Raw genomic sequence first — 15,818 nt, forward strand, 5'->3', positions numbered from 1 at the left:
CAAATGAAGGAACATGATCATCACCCGCTCCGCAGTCACCAAGTCCCTAACCGTTCTCACCTGCCTGGTCCTGGCAGGTTCCCTCGCCGGCTGTAACGCCGCAGCCCATGTTGGTGCCAAGGTCGCCGACGCCATCCACAGCGCGGGAGCGTCCCAAGCCCCCGCTGCCGGTTCCAGCAACCCGGGCCAAACCGCCGCGGCCGTAGCCCAGCTGGCGTCCATCCCAGTGAAGGGCAAGGCCCCGAAGACCGGCTACAGCCGAGGGCAGTTCGGCCCCGCCTGGTCTGACGTGGACCACAACGGCTGCGACACGCGCAACGACATGCTCCGCCGCGACCTCACCGAGGTAACGACCAAACCGGGTACCAAAGACTGCGTCATCGCCTCCGGGAAGCTCGCCGACAAGTACACCGGCAAGCCCATCAACTTCACCCGCGGCCAGAACTCCGCCGCCGTCCAGATCGACCACATCATTCCGTTGTCCCTGGCTTGGCAGACCGGCGCCCAGCAGATCAGCGCCGAGCAGCGCCTCCAGCTCGCGAACGACCCCTTGAACCTCATGTCAGCCGATGGGTCCGCCAACCAGCAGAAATCGGACTCCTCGGCCGACGCGTGGCTGCCGGCGAACAAGGCATTCCGGTGTGAGTACGTCGCCCGCCAGACCGCCGTGAAGGCCAAGTACAAGCTCTGGGTCACCCAGCCAGAGCACGACGCCATCGCCGGTATCCTCGCCGCCTGCAAGTAACCGGCACCGTGGCCGGGGTAAAGCGGCCATGGATGTGGTGCGCCGCCTCGGATTCCCTTACGCTGACACCGGAGCCGACGACGATGGGGGTACAGGCGCTGATGAGTGAGCCGGGGGAGCTGGGGGAACCGAAGCGAATTCCGCTGTGGAAGCTTGAATAAATGGCCGGCAACCCGCTCCCGCCCGAGGACTGGCACAACCCCACACCGCTGCATCAGCGAGCCCAGTACCAACGAACCAGGCCCTCTGATTTACCACACCGGCCAGGACCCCGCCGGCTCTAGGGCACCGGCTGACGCTGACGGGTCCGAGCCTTTCACCGACTACCCGACCCCGGGCCGGGAAGAGGCCGCTGCCCAGCTCGGACGCCCCGCAGCGGTGCCCGCCACGTCCGCCGCCAACGCCTTCAGCGACACCAGCGACGACGGGAACCCGGTCGGGTATGACCCGTGCCGGCCCATCCACTACGTCACCCGCGCCGCCAACTCACCCGCTGCCGGACCGGAGCTCATCAAGGAGGCCATCGCCGCAGTCTCCCGCGCGACCGGGCTGGTGTTCATCGACGACGGCGCCACCACGGAGGCTCCGTCTGCGCAGCGCGAGTCGTACCAGCCGGGCCGGTACGGGGACCGGTGGGCGCCGGTGCTCATCGCCTGGGAAAGTACGGCCGAGGAGTCCAGCTTCACCGACCTCGAGGGCCAGGGCACCATCCTTGGCCAGGCTGGCAGCGAGTCGGTCAGCGTCGGGGGAAGTGACTACACCTACGTCAGCGGCCAGCTGGAACTGAATGCTCCCGCCCTAAAGTCCCTGATCAAACAGGAAGGCCCGGCCCAGGGCAGAGGCACCATCGAACACGAACTCGGCCACCTCGTGGGGCTGGACCACGTCCAGGACCCGACCCAGCTGATGAACCCGACCGACTCTGCGGGCCTGAACACCTACCAGGCCGGGGATCTCAACGGCCTGGCCCTCCTCGGCCAGGGGGAGTGCCGGCCCGGAGTCTAAGCGGGCGAGCGGGGGCGGTCCTGCCGCACATATACGAAGCATGAGTTCTGACGCGCCCGACACATCGACAACGCTGTCCCTTTGTCCTCAACGACGGTGGGGACAAGGAAGCGCCCGTGCAGCAGCCGCTCCCTGGCGAATTAGACTAGGGATCGTCTGCCTTCGGCATCGGCCAACGGAGCTCTCTGCACCTGAGAGCAGTGTCAGCCCAAGCAAAGGAAGGCCCCCAGTGAGCCAGATCGATCCCACCGCCCCCGCCGAGACCGGCCGCAAGTCCCGGCCTGTCCTCTGGATTTCGGGGCTGATCCTCCTGGCCCTGGTTGCCGGTATCGCCGGGGCCCTGACGGCGCACGCCGCGTTCGCTGGCGCCGAGACTGCGCCCGCCACCTGGACGGTCGCCACTAAGCCCACGCCGCAACCATCAAGAACCGCACAGGCCAAGCCGGCCGACGCCGCAGAGAAGACGTTCCACTTCACCAACTGCAACGACGCTTGGGCCAGCGGCCAGGGGGCCTTCAAGAGAGGCGAGCCGGGCTACACCGAACAGCTGGACCCGGACGGCGACGGCATCGCGTGCCCGACCAGCCCGCAGCGTTAGTACCTAGTAAACAACAGCCAGCTATTCGTTAACCTGTGGAGTTCCGGCATCGGACGCGCAGAACTACCCAACAACGAAGTCCGTCATGTAGCTGTCCGCAGATTCCGCATTTCCACCCCGTTGCGCCCTGTCCGTCCATCTAATCCCCTGCTAGCTCTCTTGCCGTTCTACCAGGCAGGTTCATCGGCGCTTGGGCTCCCAGTCCATCTTTAGGCGGCCAGCGCCAAATTCACGCAGAACCATTTCCGCCTCTAAGGACCCGACGCCGTCCGATCTTGCGAGAGTCTCCAGATAGGCCCGCGCTTCGATTTCAGCCCAGAACAGATAATGAGCGGCGGACCATTGGGCCACGGTCGGGGTGGGATGGGCGATCATCGCCGTGATTGCCGCGCGCCCTTCAGCAGTCTTCCTCAGCTCTAGCTGGGCACGTTGCATCCGATGGACGTGCCTGTTCCATTGTCCGGCGCGCGCGTCGCCTGCCAAGGAGATTGAGTCCATTGCCTCCAGCCCGGCCAGATACGCATCGGTCCACTTGGCGACGTCCTCAGGCTTCATAACGTACCCCCGTGTGGATGTGCCGCCATTTTCATGATGCCCCACGCCGCTGCCGTCATCACCTCAGCCGATGCAGCAGCGACGAACTGGTGGTCCGCCGGCCCGGGCACGTCCCGGGCCGGCAGGTTTTCTTCCTATCGGCGGTTGATGCTTGTCGGGCTCGGGACCCGGGAGCTTTTCAGCACTCCGCTCTGTGCCGTTGGCGCCGGAGCAGGAGTCGAAAGCGTGACCGTGAACTTTCCGTCCAGGCCGCGCGTCACCGACCCGTGTTCGAAGGACACCGCCGTCCCGCCGGCCACTGCGTGGACGCCGCTCGTGGGATAACCCAGGGCCTCCAGGTCCGGGACGCTGACTCCATCCAGCCAGGCGTTGGGCAGGTAGTGGACTCCAGCCCCGGTCTTGGAGACGATGGCGCCGTTCTGGAACCACTGGCCGGCAACCGAGATGGCCCCGGTCTCGTCATGGCCGATGCCCTGGTTGCTGGAGAGGTAGCCGACCACCTTGACCCCGCCGGCTGCAAGATACTCCTTGTAGTAGTCACCGAACACGGCGTGGGCATGGGTCGGGTCCTCATTGAAGACAGGGACCCGCACGCCGTTCCAGGAGATCATGCCGCGCTCGAAGGTCTGGTAGACGAAACTGGCCCCCGCGTTCTTGACGCTGATCTCACCCGAGGTGGGGAACCCCAGTGCGCCCCGCTCAGCACCGGCCTGGGCATACAGCGAGCGGATCGCCCCCAGCGTGGAGTGGGCGCCGGCGGTCGGCGTCCAGTAGATGATCCCGCCCTTGAACTGCTGGTAGACGCCGCCTCCGACCGTCCGCTTTTCCTCGGTGATCGGCAGACCGAGCTTGCCGGCGTCGGTACCCAGGCGCCTGTATTCGCCGAGGATCCCGCCACGGACCGAATGGGCGCCGGTTGCCGGGGACCAGTAGATGAGCCCGTACCGGAAGTTCTGGACGCGGTCCGCGTGGCCGCTGTACTCGTTGGACGTCGGGGCTCCGATGGTGCGCCCTTGGGCGTTGTAAAGGGCGCCGATGGCCCCGCCGGTGGTGTATCCGGCCGCTTCAGCGGGCACGGATGCGGCGACGGCGCTGCCTGCGAGGGCCAGGACGGCCATGGCGAGCGTGAGCGGGCGTTTCTTGAACACTGCAGACCTCATTTTTCCGCAACGCTCGGCGCTGCCTCGAACCGGTGATGTCGGGCTTGACGCGCCGGCTGAGACAGTTCCCCCGCCTGATTGTTTCCCCCAGAGTGGAGACTACTTTCAACTCACGCATTTGGGAATAACGAATAGGGACCAAAAAACTCCATCTGGACGCTCAAGGAGCCGCCTTCCGGGAGCGGCCAGCGCCATGCGGAATATGACACGGCCCGCCAGCCTGACTTTTGTCACGAAAATGACAAGCATACTTCTCTAGTCATTGGACAAAACCCGTGTCTAAAGTGATCGACATCACTCAGTTCCAAGTCTGGAGCCACGATGTTTGTTGCGGTAGGCGGGGTCGGCGGAGTGGTTGGGGGACTGATCACCTGTGCCGAATAAGACGACCAAACCGTGGGTAGTCCGTGCTCTCGTCGCGGTGGTCGCATTTGTGATCTTCATGGCAATCTGGCAAGTCATCGTCGGGATTTCAACGCAGACAGTAATTGCCGGAGCTGTGGTTGGTGCCGTAGTGGTTGCAACCCTGTCGATGGTCTTTGCCATCAAAGGGGGACGACGATGACACCGGGTCATTTGACAGCTCGCGGAGAATCGTGGCTGTAGCGATTGCCACTGTCGTTGCTTCACCGCTCACGGCCAGTGCTAGCGGTGCGGCTGCCACGATCGTAGAGGAGTAGGTGCGGACATGGCTGTCGAGATGCTGAAACCCTCACCCCGGGGCAGGTGGGAAAAGGCTGCTGTCACCTCACAGTTCTGGCTGCTCTTCGTCGCGACCATGGCCTCAAGCGTCTCTCGCGACGACCTGGGCTTCTGGGGATCCACGGCATTAGCTGTTGTCATCATGGGCCTCGGATCGTTCCTGCTTGGCTACAAGGCAGCCCCTGAACGGAAAGAGCGGGTGGCTCGCGACGCCGAGCGCGGCGTCATCGAATGCGCACTCCGGTACGCGGACTCGCATCCCGATTCCCTCCGTGGCCGGTGGTTACCGGGCTTCGCCGAAATCGGCACCGGCACGTTCAAGTTTCAGCCTGACTACATCGACAAGGGTGAGCCCGAAGGCAAGATCACGGTGTTCTCCGACGTCGCCCGCCAGGGCCAAGTCGAGCCGCCCCCGAAGCGGCCTCGCGAGCTGAAGAAGAACTGGGGGATTGTGGCCATGACGACCGACAGAGGGCGGCTGCATCTGGCCACCGGCGAGCCTGGCCTGAAGCTCATCGATGAGCGACTGCGGTAAGAGTGGCGTGCGGTGGCGATAGCCGACAGGCAGCCCCTAATCGTGCCATTTCGTATCCATCAGTTTCGCGACCAACAGATCGGAGCCTTCAATGACCGAAGCCCCGCTCGCCAGAGCTCGTCTGCGGAAAGCAATTCTGATCGTTCTCATCGTGACCGTTGTTGCTGTCGCTGCGGCACTCATCCTTCGGGGCTTAGACGATGGCTCGTCCCCGCCGCTGAAGATCACTTATGAATTGCTTGGAGCCGCCGCCGGGATCGGTACCGCTTTCTTGCTGGCCTTCGTTCCCCTGTACGTGTGGCAGGAACATCGGAAGGCGCGACGGGTCTCCAAACGCCATGAATGACGAAAACGAAGAATCGGTAGGGTGGGCCATGAGTACTCCGCAGCGACGGCGAACCCCGCTCCCTCCACCTGTCATGGTCGCCTTTATCGTGGGGGCTGCCGTTTCCCTGATACGTGGGCTGATTCCGGCGTTACGCACTGAACAGTGGGAGTGGCTCACGTGGGTCCTCTTAGCCTTTCAGGCCATCGTGTTGGTGACCGCGATGGTGTACTTCGTGAGGTTTCTGCGGGAGCAGAAAGACGACTATTGGCGAGAACGGGGCAAGGACCCGAAGCATCCGGAGGTCTGATCATGCCGACCACCGAGGGCAGGCGAGTGGAGCCGCGGATAACTCGCGGGTCCTGAAAGTTCGGAGTCTGGTCCGCCGGTGGGCAGATCGTGGTCAGTGCACTCACTTCGCCCGTAAATGCACGGACCGCAACAGGATCGACGGTGCTGAGCTTTTGGGCTTCGACCAGGATTTCGCCTTCCCCGGACACGGTCGTGAGGTACCCGGCGGAGGTTAGCTCTGCGCAGGCCGCGGACGCCCCCTCGAGGTCCTGGAAAACTCCGCTGTGATCCACCGGCCTGGCAACATCGAGGGCATCGTTCAGGTTCGCCCTCTGCAGCAACTGCTCTGCCGATAGCGTGGCTGGTGGGCGACCTTCTCAGAACACGACGACCTGCAGGTCGGCCGCCAGGCAGCCAGGACCGACGTCGACGGTTCCACTTCTCCCGCTGTCTCGCGGCTGTCCCCGAGCTACTTGTGCCCGACGGTCGCCGCGACCTCGGGCGTAATGGCTGCGCCGGCGGCTGAGGAGACGTAGGCGGCGCCGGTGCAATGATGGTGGCCTGCAACAATAGGCGCATGTCCCTGCACGACTATCCGATTCGACGGCTGACAGAGGATCCGAGCAACCTTCTGGACCGTCGGATCTGGCCAGCCTCCCTGGCTCCCGTCGCCCAGGTCCTCGACCAGGGACTCGATCTGACATCCGCCACGATCCTGGTCGGCGAAAACGGGTCCGGCAAATCCACGCTGGTAGAAGCCATCGCGCTGGCCTACGGCCTATCTCCTGAAGGCGGATCTACAGGCGCCCGCCACAGCACCAGGTCTACGGAGTCCGTCCTTGCCGATTACTTGCAGTTGGTCCGAAATGCAGGCGCCACAAGACGCGGCTACTTCCTGCGTGCTGAAACCATGCACGGCTTCTTCACCTACCTCGAGAAGAATCCGAGCACATCGGGTCCGGACATCTCGTTCCACGACATGTCACACGGCGAATCGTTCCTGGAGCTGGCCGTGGATCGTTTCCGAGGACGCGGATTGTGGGTGCTCGACGAACCCGAATCCGCATTGTCCTTCAACGGATGCCTCACCCTTCTCGCCGTCTTGAAGGACCTGTTGGCCGCGGGCAACTCGCAGATCATTATGTCTACGCACTCACCCTTCTGGCCGCCCTGCCTGGGGCGCAGATCCTGGAAGCCGGACCTTGGGGTCTACGGCCTCGGACATGGTCAGACTTGGAAATGGTCACAAACATGCGATCGTTCCTTGAAACACCCGAGCGCTACCTTCGCCATCTCTAATGCCGACTCTAATGCCGAGACCTCGCGAATTGCCGCCCATGAAGCGAACCGGAAAGCCCAGGGCACTGATTTTCCTGACCACGCGGTCAGGAGTCTACTGACACAGGTTCGATGATCAGTCTGCGCCGATTCATCTGGGCGCCGATGAACATCGCGCGCAATCCGGTCACCGCCCCGCCGCCGATGCGGTTGAGCACATAATCGGGCGGGAACGTCCTCACGTCCAGAATTCCCGGGATGCTGCTTTTTCGCCAACAAAAAAGAAACCCCGTCCCGCTGGCCGCTAGGCCTGCAGGACGGGGTTTCTCTGTGGTGCACCCCCCGGGACTCGAACCCGGAACCCATTGATTAAGAGTCAATTGCTCTGCCAGTTGAGCTAGAGGTGCAGTTGTTGATTCGTTCCCCGCGGGCTTTTTATTTCCCTCGTTGTTCTCCGCAACGACATGAAACTCTACACGAGATTGGCTGTCGTGTGAAATCGAGGCCTGCGTGGTGACTGCGGCTAGCCATGAAGGTCCAAAATCAGCGCGAAATCAGGGTTTTGGCCGTTGCTGAGGAGCCATAGCCGGCCGTCAGGAGCGAGCGAAACGTTGCGCACCCGGCCGTACTTTCCCGTGAAATAGCTCACAGGTTTCTCGGCGAATTCGCCCCGGAGGGGAACAACCCAGAGTCTTTGGCCGCGCAGGGCGCCCAAGTAGGCGGTACTGCCGACTATTTCCAGTCCGCTGGGGGACGATTCCGCCGTCGACGGCCACACCACTTTGGCGTCCAGGAAGCCGGAGCGGTGCGGGGCGCCCGTTACGTCCGGCCAGCCGTAGTTGCCGCCCGGCACGATCAGGTTGAGCTCGTCGTCGACGCTAGGGCCGAATTCGCTGGCCCACAGCCGGCCCGCGCTGTCCCAGGCCAACCCCTGGACGTTCCTGTGGCCGATGCTGTAGACCGGGTTCTCGCCGAACGGGTTTCCCGGCGCCGGCCGGCCGTCGGCGGTGATCCGGAGGATCTTTCCGCCCAGTGCCGTTCTGTTTTGCGGCTGGTCGCGGCGCTGCGAGTCGCCCGTTCCCACATAGAGGAAACCGTCGGGTCCAAAGCGGATCCGTCCGCCGTTGTGCGTGCCGGCCTTTGGAATCCCCGTGAAAACGGGCTGCAGGGCGCCGAGCTCCAGCCGGCCGCCGCGCTCCTCCAGCCGCATGCGGGCGACTCTGTTGTCCGCCGCCGCGGTGAAGTAGGCGTAGAGGTACCGGTCGTCGGCAAAATTGGGGGAAAGGGCAAGGCCCAGGAGGCCACCTTCTCCGCCGGGGACGACGCCGGGCACCTTGCCGATCGTCCCCAGCTGCCCGCCCTTGATGGTCCTGAGCAGTGCGGTGTCGCGCTCGGAAATGATGGCGGTGCCGTCGGGCAGGTAGACGGTGGACCATGGCAGCTGCAGCCCGTCTATGCGGCCGGCAACGGTGGGCTCCTGCGGCGTGGCCGCCGGGCCTGCTGTGCCGGAGCCGGCGGCGGTGCTGTCTCCTGACTGGACCACGGGTGCTGTTGGCCCGCCACCGGTACAGGCGCCCAAGCACACCAGCGCAACGGCCAGGGCGGCGGCCCGGGCCGCCGCCTTAGTAAAAGGGCGCCTGCCAAAGAAGCGCCTGCAAAAGAGACGGGGGAGCATCAAAGGCCCGGATGAGACGGGACGCCGGCTGAGCCGCCAGCTACAGCCGCGTCCGGCGCGGCGGCCGGAACCCGGCCGCTTCGGCGTGCGCCGCGGAGGCAAACCACACCTCCGCACGGGTTTCTTCATACGCCGGGCTGGTCTCGTCGTGGTAGATCATGGACGAGGCATTGCCCTTGACGGTGAAACCAGCAGGGCCGCTTCCGTCGGCTGCCGGAGCCGCTGACCCCTCGCCGTAGGGCTGGTCAGTGGCGAGATGACCGCTGGGCTCGGCCGTGTGGCTGGCGAAGGACTCGGATGTCGCGGACGAGGCTGCCGTCTGCGCCGTTTCTGCGGCAGCGAGCGACGCAGGCTGCGACCCGGCGGCGGCCGGGGCGGGCATCGCCGTGCCAGGGCCGGTGCCTATGCCTGTACCGGTGTCCGTGTCTTCGACGGCTTCGGCAGCTGCCGATTCCGCGCCGGGCAGGGTCGGCGCGTGGGGCTCGGTGTATTCGGGGTGGTGGACCGGATGGCCAGCCGCGGCTGCCGTTTCTGCTGCCGCACCAGCTTCCGCCGTTGCAGCGTGTGCGCCGTGGGCCGCATCAGGATGGGCCGCTGGAGTATGCGTCTCCGCCGGTGGGGCGGTCTCGGACCACTGCGTCTCCCATTCAGCGCTGCCCGGGGCACCTGCTGCTTCCGGAGTCTCCCCGGCGGCCCGGGGTTCGGGCGCCGCAGGGGCGGCCTCGGCAGCCGGCGCGATCGTCGGGGCGGCTGTGGCAGCCGCGGACTCGGACGCCTCGGGGGCGGTCGCAGACCCCTGGGCAGGCGTGGCCGGCCCAGCCGCGGCTGGCTCAGGTGCCCGTGGTGCGTCCGGCGCGGCCATGGCCGCTGCTGCAGAACCTGCCGCCGCTGCACCTGCCGGCGCCGTCGGACCGGCTGCAGCCGTACCTGCCGCCGCCGTCGGACTGGCCGAAGTACTGGCCGAAGCGCCGGCAGAGGTGTCTTTGCTGGTTCCTGCGGCGGAATCTGCGCCCGGGCGGCTCTTGTTGCGGTTCAGCAGCCACCAGACCACAGCAACCACAACGATGATGACGACGAGCCAGACGATCCAGTCCATAGCAGAGCCTTTCAGTCCGTATTCAGCCCATGAGACATGGTTGCCGATGCTTGACGGTACGTCCGGGCGGAGCCGGCTGTCCAGCCTCATGACGGCCAAAACCGGGCATCCCTGGAACCCAGAGACGGCCCGTTGATTCGGCCCAAACCGAAATCAAACCCGGCCCGGCGTGTAGCCTCGCCTCATGGATTTCAAGCGACTGCAGATTCTGCGCGAACTCGCCGGCCGCGGGACCGTTGGCGCGACTGCCGAGGCCATGAAGGTCACGCCGTCGGCTGTGTCGCAGCAGCTGAAGACACTGCAGGAGGAACTGGGCGTAGTGCTGGTGGAGAAGTCCGGCAGGGGAGTGCGGCTTACCGAGGCAGGACTGGCCATGGCCGGGGCGGCGGCCGACGTCTCGACGGCCATGGCGCGGGCAGAAGCAACGATTGACACGTACCGGCGGGGCTGGCAGACGCGCGTGGTGGCGGCCTTCTTTCCCAGCGCCGCGGAGATGTTCCTTCCGGGCATGCTTCACCGGGTCAAGGCCGTGGAAGGGTTGCGGTTCGAAGCACATTTCGAGGACCCGGGCGTCGCCGGGTTCGCCGGGCTGACCGCGGACTACGACATCGTCCTGGCGCACAGTGTGGACGGTCCGGAAGTGTTCGGCGGCCAGGGCCTAACGGTGGTGCCGCTGCTGGACGAACCGCTGGATGTGGCCCTGCCCGCAGGTCACGCCTTGGCCGGCAAGGCCACACTGTGTGCCGAGGACGTGGTCGGCTTCCCGTGGATGGGAGTTCCCGAGGGCTTTCCTTTCGACACCGTGCTGCGCCAGATCGAGGTGCGGGCCGACTCGCAAGCCGTCCGCGCCCAGCAGTTCCCGGATCTGCGCGTGCTGGAAGCCCTGGTCAGCGCCGGACATGGGCTGAGCCTGCTGCCGCGGTACACGGCGGTCAGCAACCAGGGCCGGGGCTTCGTCCTGCGGCCGCTCGAGGGGGTGAAGGCTAGCCGGAGCATCGTTGCGCTGGCCCGTCCGGACGTCGCGGCCCGGACCACCATCCAACAGGTCCTGGCCATGCTCAAGGCCGAAGCCCAGGATGTCGCCGAAGCCCCGGAACTACGTGACGCGGGTCACCGGACCTGAGGAGAAACAGCGCGCCATTTCATGATGTGAGACGAGAGTCCACTATTTGATCGAAATATTCCCGGTTTTCCGCTTAACGCTCCGTTGTGGGGTCGTTGGGGTCTGCGGCGGAGCCCTAGACTTTGAGCCATGAGTCAGGACACCCAAACAGCAGCAGACACCAAGCCGGACATCAAGCCCCGCAGCCGAGTCGTTACCGATGGAATCCACGCCGCCCCCGCGCGCGGCATGTTCCGGGCGGTCGGCATGGGCGACGACGACTTCGCCAAGCCGCAGATCGGCGTGGCGAGCTCGTGGAACGAGATCACCCCCTGCAACCTTTCGTTGAACCGGCTGGCCCAGGGCGCCAAGGAAGGCGTCCACGCCGGCGGCGGGTTCCCCATGCAGTTCGGCACCATCTCCGTCTCCGACGGCATCTCCATGGGCCACGAGGGCATGCACTTCTCCCTGGTGTCCCGTGAAGTCATTGCCGACTCGGTCGAGACGGTCATGCAGGCCGAACGGATCGACGGCTCGGTGCTCCTGGCCGGCTGCGACAAGTCGCTGCCCGGCATGCTGATGGCCGCGGCCCGTCTGGACCTGGCCTCGGTGTTCCTCTACGCCGGCTCTATCATGCCCGGCTGGGTCAAGCTTGAGGACGGCTCCGAAAAGGAAGTCACCCTCATTGACGCGTTCGAAGCCGTCGGCGCCTGCGCCGCCGGCAAGATGAGCCTCGAGGACCTGACCCGCATCGAAAAAGCCATCTGCCCGGGCGAAGGCGCCTGCGGCGGCATGTACACGGCCAACACCATGGCCTGCATCGGCGAGGCCCTGGGCATGTCCCTGCCCGGCTCCGCCGCCCCGCCCTCCGCGGACCGCCGCCGCGACGAATTCGCCCGCAAGTCCGGCGAGGCAGTGGTCAACCTCCTGCGCTTGGGCATCACCGCCCGGGACATCATGACCAAGAAGGCGTTCGAGAACGCCATCGCCGTGACCATGGCATTCGGCGGCTCCACCAACGCCGTCCTGCACCTGCTCGCCATCGCCCGCGAAGCCGAAGTTGAGCTGACGCTCGATGACTTCAACCGGATCGGGGACAGGATCCCGCACCTCGGCGACCTGAAGCCCTTCGGCCGCTACGTCATGACCGACGTCGACAAGATCGGCGGCGTTCCGGTCATCATGCGCGCACTGCTCGACGCCGGGCTGCTGCACGGCGACTGCCTCACGGTCACCGGCAAGACGGTTGCCGAGAACCTCGCCGCGATCAACCCGCCGGACCTGGACGGCAAGATCCTCCGCGCCCTGGACAACCCGATCCACAAGACCGGCGGCATCACCATCCTGCACGGCTCGATGGCACCGGAGGGTGCGGTCGTGAAGAGCGCCGGCTTCGACGCCGACGTCTTCGAGGGCACCGCCCGCGTCTTCGAACGCGAGCAGGGCGCCCTGGACGCGCTCGACAACGGCACGATCAAGGCCGGCGACGTCGTGGTCATCCGCTACGAGGGCCCCAAGGGCGGCCCCGGCATGCGGGAGATGCTCGCCATCACCGGCGCCATCAAGGGCGCGGGCCTGGGCAAGGACGTCCTGCTGCTGACCGACGGACGGTTCTCCGGCGGAACCACCGGCCTCTGCATCGGCCACGTCGCGCCGGAAGCCGTCGACGGCGGCCCCATCGCGTTCGTCAAGGACGGTGACCGGATCCGCGTGGACATCGCGGCCCGCACGTTCGACCTGCTCGTTGACGAGACCGAGCTTGAGGCCCGCAAGGTGGGCTGGGAGCCGCTCCCGGCCAAGTTCACCAAGGGCGTCCTCGCCAAGTACGCCAAGCTCGTCCACAGCGCCTCCACCGGCGCCTACTGCGGCTAGCAAGCGCTAAACCCAACTAGCTCGCACTTGTGGCCGTTATGAGCGGTCATAACGGCCACTAACTGCGAGCTAGTTGGGAGGGCGTTCAACCAGTGGACAGTGTTGTCCAGATAGTGAGACAGGGGCCGGGCTCGTTGACACCTGTCTCACTCAGAGGGAAAACTGAACGCATGATCGAGATCGTTACCGCCGGAGCCACTGCAGTCGAAAGCACTGCAGATGTTTCCGTCGTACTTACCAAGCGCGTGGCTCAATAGCCTTCACTGGTAACGAACCGTCACGCGCAACCCCTCGAAGAGCCCGCCGGCTGAGGGGTTTTTTTATTTCCCCGCACCACCAGCCGCATCACCAGCACCACACCGTAGTTCCACGATCACCGAAGATCCACAAAGGAAGAGTCCGATGAGCAAAGGATCGCCGATCAGCCCCTCGCTGATGGCCACCAAGTCCACTGGAGCCCACAAGGCTCCGGAACGCGTCGAACGTCCGGCTGACGCCGGCGTCGACTCTGCTGCCGTCTCTCCTGTCCTCGGACCGAACAACGTCGTACCCCCGACGGTCATGACCGGTTCGCAAGCAATTGTCCGCTCGCTCGAAGAACTCGGCGTCCAGGACATTTTCGGTTTGCCCGGTGGCGCGATCCTGCCCACCTACGACCCCTTGATGGCCTCCAAAATGAACCACGTTTTGGTCCGTCACGAACAGGGAGCCGGCCACGCCGCGCAAGGCTACGCCATGGTCACCGGACGGGTTGGCGTCTGCATCGCCACCTCAGGCCCCGGTGCCACAAACCTCGTTACCGCCATCATGGATGCCCACATGGACTCCGTGCCGATAGTGGCCATCACCGGCCAGGTCTCCAGCGGGGTGATCGGCACCGACGCCTTCCAGGAAGCGGACATCGTCGGGATCACCATGCCGATCACGAAGCACTCCTTCCTGGTCACAGACCCCAACGACATCCCGCACGTGATGGCCGAGGCCTTCCACCTGGCCTCCACCGGACGCCCGGGACCGGTCCTCGTGGACATCGCCAAGGACGCCCAGCAGGGCCAGATGACGTTCTCCTGGCCGCCCAAGATCGATCTCCCGGGATACCGGCCGGTGGTCCGCGGCCACAACAAGCAGGTCCGCGAGGCCGCGCGGCTCATTTCCGGTGCCAGCAAACCCGTGCTCTACGTCGGCGGCGGTGTGGTCAAGGCTCACGCCTCGGCCGAACTGCGTGAACTCGCTGAGCTGACCGGCGCTCCCGTGGTGACCACCCTGATGGCCCGGGGCGTGTTCCCGGACTCGCACCCGCAGCACGTGGGCATGCCGGGCATGCACGGCACGGTGTCCGCCGTGACCGCCTTGCAGCAGTCCGACCTGCTGATCACCCTCGGCGCCCGGTTTGATGACCGGGTGACCGGCATCCTGAAGTCCTTTGCCCCGAACGCCAAGGTCATCCACGCCGACATCGATCCGGCGGAAATCTCCAAAAACCGCACGGCCGATGTCCCGATCGTTGGCTCGGTCAAGGAGATCATCCCGGAGCTGACCGAGGCCCTGCGCCTGCAGTTCGAGGCGTTCGGCACCCCGGATCTGACCACCTGGTGGGCCTTCCTCAACAACCTCAAGGAAACCTACCCGCTGGGCTGGACCGAGCCGGAGGACGGGCTCAGCGCCCCGCAGCGCGTCATCGAACGCATCGGCGCCCTGACCGGCCCCGAGGGAGTCTTCGTCGCCGGCGTCGGGCAGCACCAGATGTGGGCTTCGCAGTTCATCAAGTACGAACGCCCGCACGCCTGGCTCAACTCCGGCGGCGCCGGCACCATGGGTTACGCCGTGCCGGCCGCCATGGGCGCCAAGGTGGGCGAGCCGGACCGCGTGGTCTGGGCGATCGACGGCGACGGCTGCTTCCAGATGACCAACCAGGAACTGGCCACCTGCGCGATCAACAAGATCCCCATCAAGGTCGCCATCATCAACAACTCCTCCCTCGGCATGGTCCGGCAGTGGCAGACCCTCTTCTACGAGGGCCGCTACTCCAATACCGACCTCAACACCGGACACGACACGGTCCGCATCCCGGACTTCGTCAAGCTGGCGGACGCCTACGGCTGCGCCGCCTTCCGGTGCGAACGCGACGAGGACATCGACGCCACCATCCAGAAGGCACTGGAGATCAATGACCGCCCGGTGGTCATCGACTTCGTCGTGAGCCCCAACTCGATGGTGTGGCCGATGGTCCCCGCCGGGGTCAGCAACGACCAGATCCAGGTTGCCCGCAACATGACCCCGGAATGGGAAGAGGAGGACTGAACATGACCCGCCACACATTGTCCGTTCTGGTCGAAGACAAGCCCGGTGTGCTGACCCGCGTCGCCAGCCTCTTCGCCCGCCGGGCCTTCAACATCAATTCCCTGGCCGTCGGCCCCACCGAGGTCCCGGGCATGTCCCGGATGACCGTGGTGGTCGACGCCGACGGCGAGCTGATCGAACAGATCACGAAGCAGCTGAACAAGCTGGTCAACGTGATCAAGATCGTCGAGCTCACCTCAGAATCTTCCGTACAGCGCGACCACATCCTGGTCAAGGTACGTGCGGATGCCGCAACACGCCTGCAGGTCACCCAGGCTGCAGACCTGTTCCGCGCTTCAGTGGTCGACGTCTCTACAGAGTCGGTGGTCATTGAGGCAACGGGCCACCCCGAGAAGCTCACGGCACTTTTGTCAGTGCTTGAGCCTTTCGGCATCCGCGAAATCGTGCAGTCCGGCACCTTGGCCGTTGGGCGGGGATCCCGCTCCATGAGTGACAGGGCCCTACGCAGCGCTTAAGAACTGCGCAGCGCAGGCGCCCCGTTGTACCGCAGCACCACAGACAAGATCTACGAAGAAATC

The 15,818-nt window shown here is 65.3% G+C and carries 13 protein-coding genes, 1 tRNA gene and 1 pseudogene; 10 read left to right on the top strand and 5 right to left on the bottom strand.

Features of this window, described 5'->3' with window-relative positions; genetic code table 11:
- The first annotated feature begins 13 nt into the window (after nt 1-13).
- The 3 genes from AC1DKQ_RS13370 to AC1DKQ_RS13380 all read left to right on the top strand — a co-directional run bounded on the left by AC1DKQ_RS13370 (nt 14) and on the right by AC1DKQ_RS13380 (nt 2,348).
- The gene (locus tag AC1DKQ_RS13370; RefSeq protein ID WP_476884730.1) at nt 14-745 is read left to right on the top strand and encodes an HNH endonuclease family protein; all 732 of its coding nucleotides are present in this window, start codon (nt 14-16) and stop codon (nt 743-745) included.
- Between the two features lie 378 nt (nt 746-1,123).
- The gene (locus AC1DKQ_RS13375; RefSeq protein ID WP_476919233.1) at nt 1,124-1,750 is read left to right on the top strand and encodes a matrixin family metalloprotease; all 627 of its coding nucleotides are present in this window, start codon (nt 1,124-1,126) and stop codon (nt 1,748-1,750) included.
- Nucleotides 1,751-1,979: 229 nt separating this feature from the next.
- Complete coding sequence (locus tag AC1DKQ_RS13380; protein ID WP_476919234.1) at nt 1,980-2,348, top strand: excalibur calcium-binding domain-containing protein; 369 nt, start codon at nt 1,980-1,982, stop codon at nt 2,346-2,348.
- A 180-nt stretch (nt 2,349-2,528) separates the two neighbouring features.
- Here AC1DKQ_RS13380 and AC1DKQ_RS13385 read toward each other — a convergent pair whose 3' ends face one another.
- Nucleotides 2,529-2,903, bottom strand: coding sequence for a hypothetical protein (locus AC1DKQ_RS13385; RefSeq protein ID WP_476919235.1), 375 nt, complete (start codon nt 2,901-2,903; stop codon nt 2,529-2,531).
- 134 nt (nt 2,904-3,037) lie between these two features.
- Nucleotides 3,038-4,051 carry an LGFP repeat-containing protein gene (locus tag AC1DKQ_RS13390; protein WP_476919236.1) on the bottom strand — a complete coding sequence of 338 codons (1,014 nt, stop codon included), beginning with the start codon at nt 4,049-4,051 and terminating at the stop codon, nt 3,038-3,040.
- A 700-nt stretch (nt 4,052-4,751) separates the two neighbouring features.
- On the opposite strand from AC1DKQ_RS13390, the gene AC1DKQ_RS13395 reads away from it, so the two are divergent.
- From AC1DKQ_RS13395 to AC1DKQ_RS13405, 3 genes and pseudogenes are all read left to right on the top strand, one after another.
- Nucleotides 4,752-5,300, top strand: a complete 549-nt coding sequence (locus AC1DKQ_RS13395; RefSeq protein ID WP_476919237.1) for a hypothetical protein — start codon at nt 4,752-4,754, stop codon at nt 5,298-5,300.
- A gap of 91 nt (nt 5,301-5,391) precedes the next feature.
- On the top strand, nt 5,392-5,646 hold the full coding sequence (locus AC1DKQ_RS13400) for a hypothetical protein (RefSeq protein WP_476919238.1): 255 nt from the start codon (nt 5,392-5,394) through the stop codon (nt 5,644-5,646).
- Between the two features lie 847 nt (nt 5,647-6,493).
- Nucleotides 6,494-7,215: pseudogene (locus AC1DKQ_RS13405) on the top strand (AAA family ATPase).
- A gap of 310 nt (nt 7,216-7,525) precedes the next feature.
- Here AC1DKQ_RS13405 and AC1DKQ_RS13410 read toward each other — a convergent pair.
- From AC1DKQ_RS13410 to AC1DKQ_RS13420, 3 genes are all read right to left on the bottom strand, one after another.
- Nucleotides 7,526-7,601, bottom strand: a tRNA-Lys gene (locus tag AC1DKQ_RS13410).
- Between the two features lie 116 nt (nt 7,602-7,717).
- A complete protein-coding gene (locus AC1DKQ_RS13415) occupies nt 7,718-8,869 on the bottom strand; it encodes a PQQ-dependent sugar dehydrogenase (protein ID WP_476919257.1) in 1,152 nt (383 codons plus the stop codon).
- 40 nt (nt 8,870-8,909) lie between these two features.
- Complete coding sequence (locus AC1DKQ_RS13420) at nt 8,910-9,965, bottom strand: sunset domain-containing protein (RefSeq protein ID WP_476919239.1); 1,056 nt, start codon at nt 9,963-9,965, stop codon at nt 8,910-8,912.
- A 184-nt stretch (nt 9,966-10,149) separates the two neighbouring features.
- Between AC1DKQ_RS13420 and AC1DKQ_RS13425 the strand changes: the two genes are divergently transcribed.
- The 4 genes from AC1DKQ_RS13425 (at nt 10,150) to ilvN (ending at nt 15,755) form a co-directional block, all read left to right on the top strand.
- A complete protein-coding gene (locus AC1DKQ_RS13425) occupies nt 10,150-11,088 on the top strand; it encodes a LysR family transcriptional regulator (protein ID WP_476919240.1) in 939 nt (312 codons plus the stop codon).
- A gap of 129 nt (nt 11,089-11,217) precedes the next feature.
- Nucleotides 11,218-12,939 carry a dihydroxy-acid dehydratase gene (ilvD, locus tag AC1DKQ_RS13430; RefSeq protein ID WP_476919241.1) on the top strand — a complete coding sequence of 574 codons (1,722 nt, stop codon included), beginning with the start codon at nt 11,218-11,220 and terminating at the stop codon, nt 12,937-12,939.
- 402 nt (nt 12,940-13,341) lie between these two features.
- Nucleotides 13,342-15,240: an acetolactate synthase large subunit gene (locus AC1DKQ_RS13435; RefSeq protein WP_476919242.1), complete on the top strand. Its 1,899-nt coding sequence runs from the start codon at nt 13,342-13,344 to the stop codon at nt 15,238-15,240.
- A gap of 2 nt (nt 15,241-15,242) precedes the next feature.
- Entirely contained in the window at nt 15,243-15,755 is a 513-nt protein-coding gene (ilvN, locus tag AC1DKQ_RS13440) for an acetolactate synthase small subunit (protein ID WP_069952167.1), read from the top strand.
- The last annotated feature ends 63 nt before the right edge of the window (nt 15,756-15,818 follow it).

Source organism: Arthrobacter sp. 05L421 (genome assembly GCF_056397785.1).

Bases quoted from the DNA above. Each gene is read 5' to 3' on its own strand.
- AC1DKQ_RS13385 (WP_476919235.1), bottom strand. From the start codon at position 2,903: ATGAAGCCTGAGGACGTCGCCAAGTGGACCGATGCGTATCTGGCCGGG.
- AC1DKQ_RS13435 (WP_476919242.1), top strand. From the start codon at position 13,342: ATGAGCAAAGGATCGCCGATCAGCCCCTCGCTGATGGCCACCAAGTCC.
- AC1DKQ_RS13370 (WP_476884730.1), top strand. From the start codon at position 14: ATGATCATCACCCGCTCCGCAGTCACCAAGTCCCTAACCGTTCTCACC.
- AC1DKQ_RS13395 (WP_476919237.1), top strand. From the start codon at position 4,752: ATGGCTGTCGAGATGCTGAAACCCTCACCCCGGGGCAGGTGGGAAAAG.
- ilvD (WP_476919241.1), top strand. From the start codon at position 11,218: ATGAGTCAGGACACCCAAACAGCAGCAGACACCAAGCCGGACATCAAG.
- AC1DKQ_RS13425 (WP_476919240.1), top strand. From the start codon at position 10,150: ATGGATTTCAAGCGACTGCAGATTCTGCGCGAACTCGCCGGCCGCGGG.
- AC1DKQ_RS13400 (WP_476919238.1), top strand. From the start codon at position 5,392: ATGACCGAAGCCCCGCTCGCCAGAGCTCGTCTGCGGAAAGCAATTCTG.
- ilvN (WP_069952167.1), top strand. From the start codon at position 15,243: ATGACCCGCCACACATTGTCCGTTCTGGTCGAAGACAAGCCCGGTGTG.
- AC1DKQ_RS13420 (WP_476919239.1), bottom strand. From the start codon at position 9,965: ATGGACTGGATCGTCTGGCTCGTCGTCATCATCGTTGTGGTTGCTGTG.
- AC1DKQ_RS13415 (WP_476919257.1), bottom strand. From the start codon at position 8,869: ATGCTCCCCCGTCTCTTTTGCAGGCGCTTCTTTGGCAGGCGCCCTTTT.